Origin of the sequence: Pedobacter quisquiliarum, from assembly GCF_014642175.1 — a bacterium.
GTDB classification, from domain to species: Bacteria; Bacteroidota; Bacteroidia; order Sphingobacteriales; family Sphingobacteriaceae; genus Pedobacter; species Pedobacter quisquiliarum.
On record NZ_BMIL01000001.1, the window covers coordinates 312,657 to 330,468 of the forward strand.

17 protein-coding genes and 1 tRNA gene are annotated in these 17,812 nt (G+C 44.1%); 13 read left to right on the forward strand and 5 right to left on the reverse strand.

All coding sequences use genetic code 11. The annotated features are described in order from the left end of the window. Nucleotides 1-4: 4 nt before the first annotated feature. The 5 genes from hisH to hisG are packed head-to-tail and all read right to left on the reverse strand — an operon-like array spanning nucleotide 5 to nucleotide 4,970. The gene (gene hisH, locus IEW69_RS01405) at nucleotides 5-592 is read right to left on the reverse strand and encodes an imidazole glycerol phosphate synthase subunit HisH (RefSeq protein WP_188625031.1); all 588 of its coding nucleotides are present in this window, start codon (nucleotides 590-592) and stop codon (nucleotides 5-7) included. After that, nucleotides 593-1,726 carry a bifunctional histidinol-phosphatase/imidazoleglycerol-phosphate dehydratase HisB gene (hisB, locus tag IEW69_RS01410; RefSeq protein ID WP_188625032.1) on the reverse strand — a complete coding sequence of 378 codons (1,134 nt, stop codon included), beginning with the start codon at nucleotides 1,724-1,726 and terminating at the stop codon, nucleotides 593-595. Nucleotides 1,727-1,728: 2 nt separating this feature from the next. Continuing rightward, nucleotides 1,729-2,775 (reverse strand): histidinol-phosphate transaminase, encoded by a 1,047-nt coding sequence (hisC, locus tag IEW69_RS01415; RefSeq protein ID WP_188625033.1) that lies wholly within the window; start codon nucleotides 2,773-2,775, stop codon nucleotides 1,729-1,731. Continuing rightward, on the reverse strand, nucleotides 2,765-4,063 hold the full coding sequence (gene hisD, locus IEW69_RS01420) for a histidinol dehydrogenase (protein ID WP_188625034.1): 1,299 nt from the start codon (nucleotides 4,061-4,063) through the stop codon (nucleotides 2,765-2,767). Before hisD ends, hisC begins: the two co-directional genes overlap by 11 nt. A 55-nt stretch (nucleotides 4,064-4,118) precedes the next feature. After that, a complete protein-coding gene (hisG, locus tag IEW69_RS01425; RefSeq protein ID WP_188625035.1) occupies nucleotides 4,119-4,970 on the reverse strand; it encodes an ATP phosphoribosyltransferase in 852 nt (283 codons plus the stop codon). 371 nt (nucleotides 4,971-5,341) lie between these two features. On the opposite strand from hisG, the gene IEW69_RS01430 reads away from it, so the two are divergent. From IEW69_RS01430 to IEW69_RS01490, 13 genes are all read left to right on the forward strand, one after another. Next, nucleotides 5,342-6,604 (forward strand): dihydroorotase, encoded by a 1,263-nt coding sequence (locus tag IEW69_RS01430; protein ID WP_188625036.1) that lies wholly within the window; start codon nucleotides 5,342-5,344, stop codon nucleotides 6,602-6,604. Next, nucleotides 6,597-7,274, forward strand: coding sequence for a hypothetical protein (locus IEW69_RS01435; protein WP_188625037.1), 678 nt, complete (start codon nucleotides 6,597-6,599; stop codon nucleotides 7,272-7,274). The genes IEW69_RS01430 and IEW69_RS01435 overlap by 8 nt, the downstream gene beginning before the upstream one ends. Before the next feature lie 25 nt (nucleotides 7,275-7,299). Further along, a complete protein-coding gene (locus IEW69_RS01440; RefSeq protein ID WP_188625038.1) occupies nucleotides 7,300-7,872 on the forward strand; it encodes a DUF4199 domain-containing protein in 573 nt (190 codons plus the stop codon). A gap of 164 nt (nucleotides 7,873-8,036) precedes the next feature. Then, nucleotides 8,037-8,990 (forward strand): glycosyltransferase family 2 protein, encoded by a 954-nt coding sequence (locus IEW69_RS01445; protein ID WP_188625039.1) that lies wholly within the window; start codon nucleotides 8,037-8,039, stop codon nucleotides 8,988-8,990. Beyond that, nucleotides 8,990-9,958, forward strand: coding sequence for a glycosyltransferase (locus tag IEW69_RS01450; RefSeq protein WP_188625040.1), 969 nt, complete (start codon nucleotides 8,990-8,992; stop codon nucleotides 9,956-9,958). The genes IEW69_RS01445 and IEW69_RS01450 overlap by 1 nt, the downstream gene beginning before the upstream one ends. Further along, the gene (locus IEW69_RS01455; RefSeq protein WP_188625041.1) at nucleotides 9,955-10,782 is read left to right on the forward strand and encodes a hypothetical protein; all 828 of its coding nucleotides are present in this window, start codon (nucleotides 9,955-9,957) and stop codon (nucleotides 10,780-10,782) included. The genes IEW69_RS01450 and IEW69_RS01455 overlap by 4 nt, the downstream gene beginning before the upstream one ends. Before the next feature lie 5 nt (nucleotides 10,783-10,787). Continuing rightward, nucleotides 10,788-12,287, forward strand: a complete 1,500-nt coding sequence (locus tag IEW69_RS01460) for a GH3 auxin-responsive promoter family protein (RefSeq protein WP_188625042.1) — start codon at nucleotides 10,788-10,790, stop codon at nucleotides 12,285-12,287. Between the two features lie 10 nt (nucleotides 12,288-12,297). Further along, nucleotides 12,298-13,449, forward strand: a complete 1,152-nt coding sequence (locus IEW69_RS01465) for a 1-deoxy-D-xylulose-5-phosphate reductoisomerase (protein WP_188625043.1) — start codon at nucleotides 12,298-12,300, stop codon at nucleotides 13,447-13,449. Nucleotides 13,450-13,486: 37 nt separating this feature from the next. After that, nucleotides 13,487-14,818 (forward strand): RIP metalloprotease RseP, encoded by a 1,332-nt coding sequence (gene rseP / locus IEW69_RS01470; RefSeq protein ID WP_188625044.1) that lies wholly within the window; start codon nucleotides 13,487-13,489, stop codon nucleotides 14,816-14,818. 8 nt (nucleotides 14,819-14,826) lie between these two features. Beyond that, nucleotides 14,827-15,351, forward strand: a complete 525-nt coding sequence (gene hscB, locus IEW69_RS01475; RefSeq protein ID WP_188625045.1) for a Fe-S protein assembly co-chaperone HscB — start codon at nucleotides 14,827-14,829, stop codon at nucleotides 15,349-15,351. 5 nt (nucleotides 15,352-15,356) lie between these two features. Then, nucleotides 15,357-15,647 (forward strand): DUF3817 domain-containing protein, encoded by a 291-nt coding sequence (locus IEW69_RS01480; protein WP_188625046.1) that lies wholly within the window; start codon nucleotides 15,357-15,359, stop codon nucleotides 15,645-15,647. 53 nt (nucleotides 15,648-15,700) lie between these two features. After that, nucleotides 15,701-15,780 (forward strand) — tRNA-Leu (locus IEW69_RS01485). 356 nt (nucleotides 15,781-16,136) lie between these two features. After that, complete coding sequence (locus tag IEW69_RS01490; protein WP_188625047.1) at nucleotides 16,137-17,807, forward strand: peptidase domain-containing ABC transporter; 1,671 nt, start codon at nucleotides 16,137-16,139, stop codon at nucleotides 17,805-17,807. Nucleotides 17,808-17,812 lie beyond the last annotated feature (5 nt).

Here is a 17,812-nt window from a genome sequence, read left to right on the forward strand (position 1 = left end):
ATCTTTAAATTTTTGAAAAGTTCTTTAATACGAGTTCTCCGGCTACTCCGGATTTTTCGGGGTGAAATTGTACGCCATAGAAATTATCCTTTTGGATGCCAGCCGAAAATGGTGCGCCATACTCTGCTGTTGCAATGTCAAATGTAGGATTGTATTCTATAAAGTAGGAATGTACGAAATAAAATTGTGCCTGATCCTCAACACCTTCGAACAAATTATTGTTTTTTGGGGACACATTATTCCAGCCCATGTGCGGAATTTTTATTTGCCCGGCTTTATCAAACAGCCTGGTTTTTACGGGAATGATGTTCATTAGTTTTGCATCACCCTCTTCGGAGTGCTCGGTAAGCAGTTGCATGCCTACGCAAATCCCTAAAACCGGTTTTGTTTGTGCTTTGATGGCCTCGACAAGGCCTGTGTCTTCTAATTTCTTCATGGCTGCACCCGCATGTCCAACACCAGGGATAATGATATGACTATACTGGTCAAAATCTGCTTTTTCATTGATCATTCCATACTGGATATTCAATCGCTGCAGTGCTGAAGTCAGGGAAAAGATGTTTCCTGCTCCATAGTTTACAATTCCAATCATCTACAAAACGCCTTTAGTGCTGGGTAATACTAATTTTTCTGGGTCACGCTTGATGGCCATCTTAATTGCTTTTGCGAAAGCCTTGAAAATTGCTTCGATCTTATGATGTTCATTTTGCCCTTCTGCTTTGATGTTCAGGTTGCATTTTGCGGCATCACTGAACGATTTGAAGAAGTGATAGAACATTTCGGTAGGCACATCACCAACGCGTTCACGGTTGAATTCTGCGTCCCACACGATCCAGCTCCTTCCGCCAAAATCAATAGCGGCTTGGGCTAGGCAATCGTCCATTGGTAAACAAAAGCCGTACCGCTCTAACCCTAGTTTGTTGCCGATGGCCTTTGCAAAAGCTTCTCCCAAAGCGATTCCGGTGTCTTCAATGGTATGGTGTTCGTCAATATGGAGATCACCTTTGGTCTGAATGCTTAAATCCAGGCCACCATGACGTGCAATTTGATCCAGCATATGGTCAAAGAAGTTTAATCCGGTATGAATAGCTGCTTTTCCAGTACCATCTAGATCCAGCTTAATGCTGATTTTAGTTTCATTGGTATTACGATCGTGTTGCACGGTACGAGTACCGGCGCGCAACATGGTGTAAATATCTGCCCAATTTTGGGTCTCAAGTGCAATAACCTCCTGCAGATCCTCTGCTTTCTCTAAAATCTCGTTTTGACCCAGCAGGTCATTGTTGCGCAGCCAAATGGCCTTAGCACCTAGATTTTTTGCCAATATCACGTCGTTTAGACGGTCGCCAATGACAAAAGATTCCTTTAAATTGATGTCTTCTGCGAAGAAATGCTGTAGCAGCCCTGTATTTGGCTTTCTGGTGATGGCATTCTCGTGTGCAAAGGTGCGATCAATGATTACCTCATCAAAACGTACACCCTCGGTTTCGAAAGTATCCAGGATGAACTGGTGTACTGGCCAGAAGTTCGCTTCGGGATGTGAATCCGTGCCCAAACCATCCTGGTTGGTTACCATTACCAGCGAATAATCCAGCTCCGTAGCAATCTTAGAGAGGTAGTACAGTGCGCGTGGATAGAATTTAAGCTTTTGAAAGGAATCGATTTGCTCATCCTCAGGTTCAAGGATCAGTGTACCATCGCGATCTATAAATAATACTTTTTTCATGTTTAGGCTTGGTAGTTTTTTAATGCAATAAGTAAGGTTTGGTTCTCTGCAGGTGTGCCGATGGAAATTCGCAGGCAACCTTCACATAATGTAACCTTAGAACGGTCGCGCACGATGATCCCCTGGTTCACGAGAAAATCATAGATGCCGGTAGCATCTGTAACTTCTGCGAGGATGAAGTTTGCGTCGGAGGGGTACACCTTTTTAACGACAGGAATGGTTAGCAAATCGGTACTTAATTTATCTCGTTCTTCAACGGTTAATTTAATCCATTCATTAACCTGATTAATGTTTTGCAGTGCCGCCAATGCCAGGTCTTGTGTTGCCTGATTAATGTTGTAAGGTGGCTTTACTTTATTCAGAATATCGATGGTCGGTCGACCTGCAAATGCCATCCCTAAACGAAGTGCCGCAAGGCCCCATGCTTTTGAAAAAGTCTGCAAAATAACCAGGTTTGGATACTCTGTTAATTCCTTGATGAAACTCCTTTGTTTCGCGAAATTAATGTACGCTTCATCGATCACAACTAAGCCTTTAAAATTGGTTAGAATGGTCTCGATATCGGTGCGGATAATGGAGTTTCCTGTTGGATTATTTGGCGAGCAAATGAAGATCAATTTAGTGTTTGCATCTATAGCTTCTGCGATGCCATCCAGGTCCAATTGGTAGTTCGGCAGAAGGTTGATTATGCGTACTTCAACGTTGTTAATATTCGCCGATACTTCATACATTCCGTAGGTCGGTGGAAGTATAATAACGTTGTCTTTTGCCGGCTCACAGAAGGCTCGGTAAAGTAAGTCGATCGCCTCATCACTTCCGTTACCAAGGAAAGTGTTTTCTATAGGTACGCCTTTGATCTTGCTGATGGCATCTTTAAGATCCAGCTGCAATGGATCCGGGTATCTGTTATAATCTGCCGGAAGGGGCGAACCGAAACTATTCTCATTCGCGTCAAGGTAAACGCTTGCCTGACCCTTGTACTCGTCGCGGGCTGTGGAGTAGGGCCGCAGGTTCTTGATGTTTTCCCGCTGTAAACTGTTAATATCCATTTTCTGAATTTAAACGTATGGTAATGGCATTTTTGTGTGCTTGCAGGCCTTCTGCAGCTGCGATCACTTCTACCGTGTTTCCAATATTATTTAGGCCTGTTTTATCAATTCGTTGGAAGGTGATCTTCTTAATGAAAGAATCAATTGAGACACCTGAATACGCTTTAGCATAACCACTTGTGGGGAGCGTATGATTCGTTCCTGAGGCATAATCGCCGGCACTCTCTGGCGTAAGGTTGCCAAGGAACACTGATCCTGCATTTACAATAAGGGGAACCATTGATTCATATCCTGTAGTAGCAATGATCAGGTGTTCAGGGCCGTATTGATTGCTAAAAGCCATGCCTTCAGCAAGATCATCAACCAATACTGCGTATGAATTCTCAAGCGCTTTCCCAGCGATGTCGCGTCTAGGCAGTACAGCAAGTTGCGCCTGTACCTCAGCTAACGTGCGATCTATCATATCGCTTGAAGTAGCGACCAAAATAGCTTGACTATCAATGCCATGTTCTGCTTGTGCAAGTAGGTCTGAAGCAACGTATGACGGATTGGCAGTCTCATCAGCAAGCACTAAAACCTCTGAAGGACCAGCAGGCATATCGATCGCCGTGAGGGTGTTACCCTGGATTAATTGCTTCGCCTGTGTTACGTATCTGTTTCCAGGACCGAAGATCTTATCTACTTTGGGGATCGTTGCTGTACCATACGCCATAGCGGCTACCGCCTGTGCGCCGCCTGCAAGATAGATCCGGTTAATGCCCAGTAGTACTGCACAATAAGCCAGATAGCTGTTGGTTTTGCCGTCCTGTTGTGGGGGTGAACATACCACAATCTGCTTACAGTCTGCAAGCGTGGCTGGAATGCCTAACATTAGGAATGTGCTAGGGAGTACGGCTGTTCCGCCGGGGATATAGAGGCCCACGCGTTCAATTGCGCGACTTTCTCGCCAGCAAGTAACGCCAGGCATCGTCTCTATGGGCGCTTCAGTATGGATTTGTGCTTCATGAAAACGCTTGATGTTGCTGTAAGCCACGTCAATAGCGGTTTTAACCTCCGCTGGGATCCCTGCGGCAATACTGGCAAGTTCAGCTTCATCCAGGTAGAGCTTTTTTAATTCTACCTTATCGAACTGGCTGGAAAACGACTTTAAAGCTTCATCGCCGTGTTGCTTCACCTGATTCACGATCTCCGAAACACGGTCCCGAATACTGCCATCATCCTCAAGCTGTCGTAAGCATATGTTGTGAATGTCTTGTTGAGACAATTCTTTGAATCTGTAGACTTTCAATGTTTTAAGTTTTAATATTAACTAAAGGTTAACGCTTAAATTGATGATTTCAGGCTTATACGATGATCTTTTCCATCGGCATAACGACGATGCCCTCCGCACCTGCTGCTTTAAGTGCATTGATTTTCTCCCAGAAATCCTGCTCCGCAATTACGGAGTGTAAAGCGACCCAACCTTCATCGAACAAAGGCACTACAGTTGGGCTCTTAACACCGGGTAGTAATGCGACTACTTTTTCAAGGTTTGTTTTTGCAACATTGAGTACAACATATTTTGTTTCTTTGGCTCTTAAAACCGAACGGATACGTTGTAATAACTCGAGTACTTCGGGTTCAAGTTCAACACCTGCAGTACCGATTAAAACGGCTTCAGATTTCATCACTTCTGCGAATGGTTTAAGGCCGTTACTCTTCAATGTACCACCAGTAGATACGATGTCACAAATGGCATCACTTAAGCCTAAACCTGGACCAATTTCAACCGATCCGGAGATGGTTCTAACTTGCGCATTAACGTTGTTTTCCTGAAGATATTTTTCGAGAATAACCGGGTAAGAAGTTGCAATTGCTTTGCCTTCTAATTCTGAAATTTCAGTGATGTCACTGTTATTGGGAACTGCAATTTTAAGGGTGCATTTTCCGAAGGACAGCTTTTGTAAATAGGAAACTTGTGCACCAGATTCGGTGATCACATTTTCGCCAACAATGCCGAGGTCGGCGATACCATCCTGAACATATTCAGGAATATCATCGTCTCTTAAAAAAAGGATTTCTAAAGGGAAATTACTAACGCTGGAGATTAGGGAGCTTTTGTAGTTTTCGAATGATAAACCACAATTTTTAAGAATCTCTACAGATTTTTCGTTTAACCTACCCGACTTCTGGATAGCTATTTTGAGTGTTTTCAATTTGCTTATATTGAATGAATGGAATAAAAATAAAATTTTCGGAAACTAGTCTTGAAGTACAAAACATTACATATCTATCGCCATAACTGGCGATGGTGCAAATGTAAGTGGTGGTTCAAGTGTTTTCTCATTTATTTCTTCCGTTCAATATGCAAATGCATGTTGGGGTGCGGCAAATATAGTAGCTGAGAAATAAAATAAAGAATTACTGTGTCCGAAAATGTATTGTTAATGTAAGTTTAACATGCAAACACCAGGATTGCCGCTATGTTTAAGAAATAATACATTGTAAAAGGGCAATGCTGCTGTTTGAAGCTGACAAAAAGCGAACACATTCCATTTTAATCCTTATTTTTGTTTAAAAAAACAATATGAAACTTGTAATCACAGGCGTAACTATTGCCGACCCCAATAGTCCGTTCAATCAAAACACTTGTGATGTACGTGTAGCGCAGGGTAAGCTAATCGCTATAGGCGAAAGCTTGAGTCCTGAGGATGGAGAAACGGTTTTTGATGGAACCGGATGTTATTTAAGTCCGGGCTTTTTTGATCTGAATTGTGCCATTGGCGATCCTGGCTTCGAAACCAGGGAAGACATTGAAAGTGCAGCAGCGGCTGCACAGGCCGGAGGTTTCACTGGTATTGCTGTGCTGCCGCATACTGATCCGGTGGTGCATTCTAAGGCAGAGGTAGCGTATATTTTGAACAGATCCCGGGAAACGCTAGTAGACATCCATCCGATTGGTGCCATTAGCAAAGACCTGGATGGTAAAACCCTTGCGGAACTTTATGACATGCAGCAAGCGGGTGCAGTTGCTTTCTCTGACGGCAACAAACCGGTGGCGGACGACGGCTTTATGAGTCGCGCCTTACAATACGCCAAAGGCATGAACGCCTTACTGATGGTTTATCCGGAAAATGGTTCCATTGCAGGGAAAGCACAGGTTAATGAGAGTAGAAACAGCGTGCTGTTGGGCATGAAGGGTGTTCCTGCACTTGCCGAACAAATGCAGATTTCCCGTGATTTGTTCCTTTCAGCGTATCATGATGCCCCGATCCACATCAGTACCATATCCACCGCAGGTGCTGTAGCATTGATTAAACGAGCGAAACGAGAAGGCGCGAAAGTGACCTGCGACGTGGCTGCTCATCATCTCGTATTTACGGAAGAGCTGCTGAATGATTTCGACAGCAATTATAAAGTTAAACCCCCGCTGCGTGGGAAAAATGATGTGAAGGCACTTATTGCTGGATTAAAGGACGGCACCATCGACGCCATTTCTACGCAACACCGGCCGCATGAAATTGAACACAAGGCCGTTGAATTTGAAATTGCAGCATACGGCATACTTGGGTTGCAAACAGCCCTGCCGATGCTCGTGAAAGCTGGTTTAAATGCGCAGCAGATTGCAGATAAACTTTCCATCGCGCCGAGAAAGGTGTTGAATTTGGTGGTTCCTGTAATTGAAGTTGGTGCTGAGGCAAACTTCACCCTTTATGACCTTAAAACTTCATGGCTTTATGATGAAGCCAGCAATAAGAGTAAGTCTAAAAATTCACCACTAATAAATCAACAGCTCAGCGGAAAAGTTAAGCTGGTTTACAACAACAATAAACTTGAAACTTATGGATAGTAATGTAAAAAGCGCGCTTATCGCTTCCCTGGACAAATTTGCGGAACAATCAGGTGAAAATTCGCTAAAGCTTGAAGAAGCGCTTGTAGAAGTTTTCAGCAAGGATCTTGGCTTTCTGGAGAAGGTTGAAGAATTTGATGCGGCATTCGATGAATATCCTGCGTTCGAAGAGCTTCGTGAGGTGTTTTTCGATTTGTTGATGATTAACTTCTTCGCCAATGACATCAAGAAACTGGAAGAAGATTATCTAGAAACAGACGAGTGGGCGAATATCGAAGAAGAGACGATTGACCGTGGTACGGAGCTATTGAATTTGCTTCTTTACATCAATGAGTGTCATGATGAGAAGATTAAGCCTGAGCTTAACGACTTCCTTAAGGAATTCTTGTTGGTTGAGGAAGATGAGTTCCAGGATGAATTCCACATCTATGAAGATTTAATCAGCAATCAGCAGCTTGTGGAAAGCAGCATTGAAGACATCTGTAGTCATGCTGGTATGATCGAGATTGGTGAAGAAATGGAAGAATTGTTCGTACCGTTTATGGTTTTCTTCCACCAACCACGAATTACCGCAGAGTCTGTAAAAGAACTTGAAGAAAATAGTGCAAATCCCGCTTTTGATGTTGCGGTTTATAGCTTAATTGCTAATTTTAACGAAAATAGAATTTAGTAATTAAACAAACACAGCAATAATCATGGAAACAACAACGATCAACACAAGCGCGGTAAGAAGTGCTGCCCTAAAGAATGGTTTAATCTGGGGCGCGATTAGTATCGTGTTGTTTTTGGTTATCTATTACATTGCACCGGAGCTTTTGGGCTCATGGATTGGCAACGGGATTACCTTCTTAGTGGGGATCGGTTTAGCAGTTTACTTTTGCCTGGATTTACGTAAACAAGCAGGCGGGTACTGGAACTTTTCACAGGCACTGCTGAACATTTTCATTATGTTCCTGATTTCAACAGCCATGTTGTATTTCTTCACCATCATTTTCAGCAAGTACATTGAACCGGAATATGCGGAAAGAATGAAAACGATGATGATGGAGAACGTAGAATCTACTTATCGAAGCGTTGGTCTGGACAGTTCAAGGATGGAAGAGGAAATGAGCAAGATGTCTGTCGAGCTTGATAAAACGCTAAATCCTAGCTTCTCGCAGATGATTGTTGGTTTTGGAATCTCCGCTACCCTATACTTCATCGGCGCGTTGATTTTTGCTGCTATTTTTAAGAAAGAACGACCTATATTCTTTAAAACAGAAGAATAGAAATTTTATACCCCTACAAGCCAATATTGTTTAAGTCGTGATCAACACGCTTAAGCGATATTGGCTTTCTTATGGACATTTTGCTGTCAATGTTAAAGCCATTCTGTAGAATGTCATTTAAATTGACAAAATTTGCTGCCGTATTAAGCCTTTCAAAAGTACACATGGATATATCTGTTGTCATCCCCCTTTACAATGAAGAAGAATCTTTACCGGAATTAACAAGCTGGATTACCCGTGTAATGACGGAAAATGGTTTTTCTTACGAGATTCTTTTTGTGGATGATGGGAGTACAGATGCTTCCTGGAGCATTATTGAAACGCTTAGGCTTACACAGCCCACGGTAAAAGCCATTAAATTCAGACGGAATTACGGTAAGTCTGCTGCTTTAAATGTGGCTTTTGAGGCTGCAGCAGGTGATGTCATTATCACCATGGATGCCGATCTTCAGGACAGCCCTGATGAAATCCCAGAACTTTTTCGTCGTATTAAAGAGGAGAAATTCGACCTCATTTCTGGATGGAAGAAGAAGCGCTATGATCCCATTACAAAAACAATTCCTACAAAGTTGTTCAATGCTGCCACACGCAAAATGTCTGGCATTGCATTAAACGATTTCAATTGTGGCTTAAAGGCCTACCGTAAGGATGTGGTTAAAACGATAGAGGTGTACGGCGAAATGCACCGTTATATTCCTGTGATTGCCAAATGGGCCGGATTTACCCGTATTGGCGAGCAGGTCGTAGAACATCGCGCACGCAAGTATGGGGTGACGAAATTCGGCATGAGTCGCTTCATCAATGGTTTCCTGGATTTGCTGTCCATCTTCTTTGTCGGAAAATTTGGTAAACGACCGATGCACTTTTTCGGTTCACTGGGGGTGCTTTCCTTCTTCCTGGGCATATTTATGGCCCTGTGGATGATCGGAGTAAAGCTATACCACATTGCGGCTCATGTGCCTTACAAGCGGGAAATTACCGACCAGCCACTTTTTTACATTGCACTGGTGGCTATAATTGTAGGCTCCCAGATGTTTCTAACTGGCTTTGTGGCCGAATTGGTTACCCGTAATGCCCCTGAACGCAATCAGTATCTAATAGAAAAAGAACTACGCTAATGTTTTTTTCTATCATTATACCATTATATAATCGCCCACAGGAGATTGATGAGTTGCTGTTTACGCTAACCCGTCAGTCTTACACGCAATTCGAGGTGCTGGTGATTGAGGATGGATCTGTAAACCATGCCCGGGCTGTGGTGGAAAAATACAGCAACAAGCTGGATCTGAAATACTTTGCCAAAGAAAATGAAGGCCAGGGTTTTACCAGAAATTACGGCTTTGAACGCGCGCGCGGGGATTACTTCGTCATCTTTGATTCCGACTGCCTGATTCCTGAAGATTACCTGGAAATCGTTAAAGATTATCTCCTTGTTCATCAGCTGGATGCTTATGGGGGGCCAGACGCTGCCCATGAAAGTTTTACGCCGGTACAGAAAGCCATCAGCTATGCGATGACTTCACCATTTACAACTGGTGGGATTCGGGGCAATGCCAAACACATCGGACAATTTCACCCAAGAAGTTTTAACATGGGTGTTTCCCGTGAAGTGTGGGAAAAAGTTGGTGGATTTATCCTGACACGACTTGGGGAAGACATCGAGTATAGCATCCGCATACATTCCCATGGCTACAAGATTGGCTTGATTCCTGCAGCAAAAGTTTATCATAAGCGTCGCACGAGTTTCGCACAGTTCTATAAACAACTGCACTTCTTTGGCCGGGCGAGGATTAACATTTATAAACATTTCCCTTCAGAACTGAAGCTGGTGCACTTCTTTCCAGCGGTATTTACTGTTGGCATTATCCTGACCCTTATTCTACATGTTATATATAAACCATTAGCCTATCTTTGTGATGCAGGCATATTGATCTTTTTTCTATTGATATTTCTACATTCCTGGAAAGTGAACAGATCCCTGAACGTTGCATTTTTAAGCATCATCGCTGCATTTATACAGCTGGGGGCATATGGATTGGGTTTTATACAGGATTTTGTTAAAAGAGTAGTATTTAAATCAGCATGATTAATTTTTTAAAGGAAAGCACTTTTACAGTAAACGAGGTCATTGGGAAAGCATGGCGCGTTACTTACGACAACTATTTCTCGCTGGCCACCCTATGCTTTTTGATCTTCATTACATTTACAACCTCAAGTCTGATGGCATTCTTTCTTAAGGATGTGAATATCGCGCTGCGCATTCTGATGGTCTTTCTATTTATCGTGCTCTATTGTACGATAAACCTTTCGCTGTTTAAATACATCCTGCATTTGCTGGATAACGAAAACGAGCAGATTACGATTGTAAGTACACTGCCAACGCGGGTGCAGATTATTCGTTTTCTAATTGCTACTTTCTATTTTGCCCTCTGCATTGTGTTTGTGGGTGTGCTGTTATATCCGGTGCTATTTATCCTGGATCCGCTATTAAGATATGCGGTACGGCTGGGGTTGGTGAGCAATCTTGCTGAAGCAGGCCGGGTTGTGACCAATGTTTCTGTCGCAATTGCCATCGTTGCGATTTTCATCACGTTTATAAGAATTTCCTTTTTTCAGTTTTTCATCATTGATAAGCAGGCGAAGCCTTTTCAGGCCATTAAGTATAGTCTGGCAACCACAAGAGGTAACTTCACGAAGATCCTTCTATTGCTGTTGGTTTTAGGCTTTTTTCACCTGCTATCGCTTGTGTTTAACTACCTGCACTGGTCGGTAATCTCTTTACTCGTGATCAGTTTAAGTTCATTTATCATCGTTCCGCTATCGAGCGTTGCGCTGACCATTGTCTATCGTAAGATGATGGCTGCTTACGATGGCACTGAAGAACCGGATATCATTCACAACATTGTCTAATTTCTATGGGACTAAAAGCGGCATTAAGTAAACCCTTTGCTGCCTTCATCGTACGAGGCATAAACAAGTGGAAATTCAAGGCGGCGGCAGCGCAGCAGCAGGTTTTTATGAAACTCATCCGTGAAGCTGCACATACGAGCTTTGGTAAAGACCATGATTTTGCATCCATAAAATCTTATGCGGATTTCAAACAACGGGTGCCGGTTCGCGATTATGAAGGGCTACGCCCGTACATTGATCGTGTGGTCTCCGGTGAGGCTGATGTGATGTGGAAGGGGAAGCCGGAATACTTTGCCAAGACCTCCGGAACAACATCTGGTGCTAAATACATTCCAATATCAAAGGAGTCGATGCCCGAACATCTAAAGGCCGCCAGAAACGCTTTATTGACCTATATTCATGAAACCGGCAAAGCCGATTTTGTAAATGGAAAAATGATCTTCCTGCAGGGCAGTCCCGTAATGACCGTTAAAAACGGGATCAAGGTGGGCCGCTTATCGGGCATCGTTGCCAATTTAGTGCCTGCATATTTGCAGCGGAACAGAATGCCGTCTTACAAAACCAACTGTATAGAAGACTGGGAGACCAAGGTGGATGCCATTGTGGATGAGACCGTTCATGAGGATATGCGACTGATTTCTGGCATTCCACCCTGGGTGCAGATGTATTTCGATCGGTTGACAGATAAAAGCGGCGGTAAGAAGATTAAGGACATTTTCAAGAACTTACAGCTGTTTGTCTACGGTGGTGTGAACTATGAGCCTTACCGTGCAAAGATTGAAGGCAGTATTGGCCGTCAGATTGATTCTATTGAGACCTACCCGGCTTCAGAAGGATTTATAGCTTATCAGGATAGTCAACACGATAAAAGCCTGCTGCTGCTGGCAAATGCCGGGATGTTCTACGAATTTATTCCTGCAGCGGAATATTATAATGATAATCCGGTACGTTTAAGCTTAGAAGAAGTGGCGCTTGACGAGAATTACGCACTTGTATTGAATACCAATGCCGGCCTTTGGGGCTATAGCATAGGCGACACGGTAAAGTTTGTTTCAAAAAACCCTTACAAGATTTTGGTGACGGGCAGGATTAAGCACTTTATCTCCGCCTTTGGCGAACATGTGATTGGAGAGGAAGTGGAACATGCCTTGTGGAGCGTGGCACAGCGTGAAGGCTTGAGCATTACGGAATTCACGGTGGCGCCGCAGATAAATCCCCCTGAAGGTGGATTACCTTACCATGAATGGTTTGTGGAATTTGGTACGGCACCGGTGGATATGGTCGCGTTTTCACGTGAAGTGGATGAAACGTTACAACAAAAGAATATATATTACCATGATCTGATTACCGGAAAAGTGTTACAACCGCTGGTGATCCGGTCTTTGAAAAAGAATGCATTTGTAGACTACATGCGTGCTGAAGGTAAACTTGGCGGCCAGAATAAGGTGCCCAGGTTGTCTAACGACAGAAAGATTGCGGATAGTTTGAGTAGTTTTACAATTTAACAGAACATCATTGAAAAATATATCGGTACTGGGCTCGACAGGATCTATCGGCACACAGACATTGGAAGTTATTGCAGCAAACCCGGAACTGTATCGGGTGGCTGCATTGACGGCGCAAAGAAATGCGGCACTGCTCATTGAGCAGGCGCTGAAGTACAAGCCCGAATTGGTGGTTATCTGCGATGAAAGCAAATATGAGCAGGTACGCACGGCGCTTTCCGGCACAGGCATAAAGGTGCTTGCCGGCGAAGCGGCACTGGAAGATGCGGCAAGTCTGGATGCAGCCGACTTGGTTATTACCGCCATTATGGGTGCAGTAGGGTTAAGGCCCACAATCGCAGCCATAAAGGCGAAAAAAGATATTGGTTTAGCGAATAAAGAAACGCTGGTTGTTGCCGGACAATTGATTACGCAGCTGGCCAGGGAACATGGGGTTAAGATCATTCCTGTAGATTCCGAGCATTCGGCGATCTACCAGTGCTTAGTCGGGGAACCGGACGATTCAGTGGAGAAAATCTATCTCACGGCATCGGGTGGCCCATTCAGAGGTAAGGACCGATCATTTCTGGCTTCTGTTACAAAGGAAGCTGCATTGAAACACCCTAATTGGGTGATGGGCGCTAAAATCACCATAGATTCGGCTTCCATGATGAACAAGGGTCTGGAAGTGATCGAGGCCAAATGGTTGTTTGACCTGGAGGAATCGCAAATTGACGTCATCATTCATCCGCAATCCATAATACACTCTTTGGTGCAGTTCACCGACGGTTCGATGAAGGCACAAATGGGCCTTCCCGACATGAAGCTGCCCATTCACTACGCGATGGCGTACCCGCAACGCGTACAGACGAACTTCCCACGCTTTAATTTTATGGATCACCAGCAACTGACCTTTCAGCAGCCGGACCGTGAAGTGTTCCGTAACCTGGAACTTGCGTATCAGGCCATGAACCAGGGTGGGAACATGCCATGCATCATCAATGCAGCGAATGAAGTTGTGGTAAATGCCTTTCTGGAGGACCGCATCGGATTCCTGGAAATGAGTGACGTTATTGAGCGCTGCATGAGCGATATCGCGTTCATTGCCGAACCAACGCTGCACAATTATTTAGAAACGGACCAGCATACCCGTATATTTGCCGGTCAACTGGTAACAAAATAGATTTTATCTCATCATAAATAAAAACATTAAGTAATATATGAATGGACTGATTATGACCGCCCAGCTGCTGTTGGGATTATCGATATTAGTGATTTTACACGAACTGGGGCACTTTTTAGCCGCGAGAGCCTTCGGCATCAAAGTAGAAAAGTTTTACCTTTTCTTCGACGCCTGGAACGTTAAGCTTTTCAGCTTCAAAAAGGGCGACTGTGAATACGGCATCGGCTGGTTGCCGCTTGGCGGATATGTGAAGATTGCCGGTATGATCGACGAGTCGATGGACACAGAACAACTTGCGCAGCCTGTACAACCCTGGGAGTTCCGCTCTAAACCTGCCTGGCAGCGATTGATTGTAATGCTCGGTGGCGTGTTCGTAAATGTTGTAGTGGGTATCCTGATCTTCTGGATGCTAACTTTCAAATACGGCGAAACTTATATTCCGAACAGTTCAGTACAGAATGGCATTAATCCTGGAGAAGTCGGTCAGAAGATCGGCCTGCAAAAAGGAGATAAAGTACTTGCGATTAATGGTAAAAAAGTAATCCGTTTCGAAGAGATTACCTCTTCAAAGGTACTTTTGAGCAATACAACTTTAACTGTTTTAAGAGGCAACAATACCTTGTACGTTAAAGTGCCAGATAACATCCTAAACGATATTTCAGACGATGGTATCGAATCCTTCGTTAGTCGTGCGCCTCTATTGAGCTCGACGATTGACTCGGTTGTGGCGAATCGCCCTGCGTCTAAAGCGGGCATACAAAAAGGAGATGTTATTACTGCCGTGAATAAGATGCCGGTAAAATACAGCGTAGACGTGATTGCAGCCGTGCAGAAGTTGAAAGGCAAGCCGATGGTGTTCGACGTTAAACGTGGGGGAGAGACCATTCCTTTGACGGTTCCTGCAGACACCTCCGGTGTGGTTGGTGTGTTCTTCAACTTCGACGAAATTAAACAGGAAACAACCAAATACGGCTTCCTTGAAGCATTGCCAATTGGTGCTACGCAGGCCTGGAAAACCTTCAGCGACAATGCAAAAGGTATCGGCAAGGTATTCACCGGTAAAATCAAGGCAAATAAAGCTTTCTCAGGACCTGTGGATATCGCACGTAAGGTTTATGGTGGTGAGTGGGTTTGGGCTAGATTCTGGGCTTCTACAGCCTTCATTTCTGTAGCACTTGCATTTATGAACCTACTGCCAATTCCGGCTTTGGACGGCGGTCACGTGGTGTTCTTGCTCATCGAGATGGTTAAAGGCAAGCCGCTGGGCGACAAATTCATGGAACGTGCACAGATGGTTGGTTTTGTGATCCTGCTCTCGTTGATGGTCTTTGTGCTCGGGAATGATATCTTTAAGAACTTTATAAAATAGCCGGTCTCATGGATTATTTTGAACTGTACGGGCTGCCGATAAGCTTCAATCCGGATTTAAAGCTCGTCAAGCAGAAGTTCTATGAGCTAAGTAAGAAGTATCATCCTGATTTCTTCATCAATGAAAGTGAAGAAAAACAACAGGAGGTACTTGAACTTTCCACATTGAACAACAAAGCTTTTCAGGTACTCAACGATCCGCAGAAGCGGATACATTACATTCTTTCCTTGAAGGGACTGCTGGAAGAAGGGGAGAACTACAAGCTCCCACAAACTTTCCTGATGGAAATGATGGACGTAAATGAAGCTTTAATGGACCTGCAATTTGATCCTGATGCGGCGCGTCTGTCGCAGGTGAAGCAGGAGATAGATGGTATTGAAGCATCCTTAAATCAGGAACTTGAATCCCTTGCTGCTGCTTTTGATGCGCAGGATCCTTCAGCGCAGGACGCAACATTGCGCGAAATTAAAGATGTTTATTACAGAAGTAAATACCTATACCGGATCAGGGAAAGCCTGGCCAAAATAAAATAATCACTATGCATACCTCCGCCATTTTCAGAAAAGTAGCCGTTGCTGAAGGGATATCTTACATCCTGCTCTTGTTTATTGCCATGCCTTTGAAGTATTGGGCCGGCATGCCGCTGGCCGTAAAATACACCGGTTGGGCACATGGTTTACTGTTCGTGCTGTACATTGTTTTTTGGCTAATGAGCTGGCAGGAAAGCAAATGGAAGATTAGCAAGGCTGCGATGTACCTGTTTTCATCCTTGCTGCCATTCGCGCCTTTTTGGGTGGATAAAAAATTGAAAGAAGATAATGTAAATTAATCTTGGAAGTTTGGGGGACAATGAATAGATTTGCATCCCGCTAACAAGGAAATGCCCAGCTGGCGGAATTGGTAGACGCGCTGGTCTCAAACACCTGTGGGAAACCGTGCCGGTTCGACTCCGGCGCTGGGTACAGTGGAAACACTAAAAAGCCTGTAAATTTTGATTTACAGGCTTTTTTCATTTACGTACATACGAAGTTACCTACAGCTTAGCCACCGTCAACATAACCCTTTTCAGATTCAAATCAAATTACCATGTTTGGGAGCCCTTGGAAGCTGATCCTGAAAATCAATCAATCCATACAATTTCCAATTCGCCAATCTTCAAACCAGTCCCAATTTATTAGAAGATCTGGGTACACGTTTAAATTCTAATGAAATCCTAATATCTATAACAAACTTTTTTACTGTTTTTGCCTTACTATTGCACCGCTGAAAACAAAGCATTAAATTACTTATGGACGACCTCCCTAAATCATTCGTATAGATGTATCAGGATAAGGATTTCACGCTGAGCAATGCAGCGCTCTTTAACTATATCACTAAAGAGAAAAAGGACGTCTGGTCCATTTACATCTACGCCATTTTAAGCGGCTTGGTGCAGCTAAGCATTCCACTCGGCATACAGGCAATTGTTAGTTTCATTATGGGTGCTACCATGGTGACTTCTCTCTACATCTTGATTTTTTTTATTGTATTGGGTACCTTCCTGGTAGGTCTTTTCAGAGTGAAGGTGATGCAGATCATTGAGAAGATCCAGCAGAAGATGTTCGTAGAATATTCCATTGCTTTCGCGACCAAAATTCCGAAGATCAACCTCTCTGCAACCAAGAAGTATTACCTGCCGGAGCTGGTAAACCGCTTCTTTGATACGCAGAATCTGCAAAAGGGTATTTCCAAGATCTTGCTCGAAATCCCCACGGCACTGATCCAGATTGTATTTGGTATCCTCCTACTTTCATTCTACCATCCCTGGTTCCTGGTATTTGGTGCCCTGGTGATCATCATTGTCGCCATCATCTTCAAATTTACCATGAACTCCGGTATCCGCTCCAGCCTGGAAGAAAGTGAAAAGAAATATGCCGTCGCTTCATGGCTTGAGGATATCGCGGGCGCGGTGAAAACCTTTAAGATCAACTCAACCGCTGATGCCCATCTTACCGGAACAGACGAGCGTGTGGTTCGTTACCTGAAACACCGGACTTCCCATTTCCGGGTGCTTGAATTTCAATACAAGACAATCATCGGCTTCAACGTAATCATCACAATGCTCATGCTAACGATTGGTACTTATCTCCTGGTTACTCAGCAGCTGAACATCGGTGCCTTTATTGCGACGGAAATTGTGGTGCTTACCATTATGAGCGCGGTGGAAAGACTTATTAAAAGCCTCGAGAGCTATTATGATGTGATTGCTTCGCTGGTAAAGCTGAACAAGGTCACCGAGCTGCCGGAGGAACAAAATGGCATCATCAACCTGCAAAAGGAACATGGGGGTATGGAGGTCAAACTGGATGATGTGAGTTTCGCCTTCACCGATAATCGGCCTATCCTAAAGAACATCAGCTTTGAAGCCAAGCCGAATACCATTACCGTTATTTCTGGTGCTTTTGGCGCAGGCAAAACAACCTTGCTGAGTGTAATGGCTGGCTTTTACGAGAATACGTCCGGTGCAATTATGTTCGATAAAATTCCGCTGAATAACCTTGATAAGAACCAGCTAAGGTCCCGCATTGGACTGTACACACAGGATATGATTATCATCAAGGGCACCCTGCTGGAGAATATCCTGCTAGGACGTAAGAATGTGAGTGCCGATGAGGTGATCAAACTGAGTGAGGAGATTGGCCTGGAAGAGCTGCCAAGCTTATTTAGCAAGGGTTTTGATACCGAGATCAGTGAAACGGATACCGAGGTATCTTTTAGTGGCAAGAAAAAGATTACACTGCTCCGTGCTTTACTGGGCACTAACCGCCTGCTCATGCTGGAAGATCCGCTGCAAGGCATGAACGAGGAGTTCCGGACCCGGATGATCAGGCATCTGGAGAAAATTAAGGCTTTCACCACCATCATCATTATATCACAGGGCAGCGCCTTGCAGGACATTGCTGACCAGCATCTGCACCTGGAAGATGGGCACTTGTATACGGTTAAATAAACGTG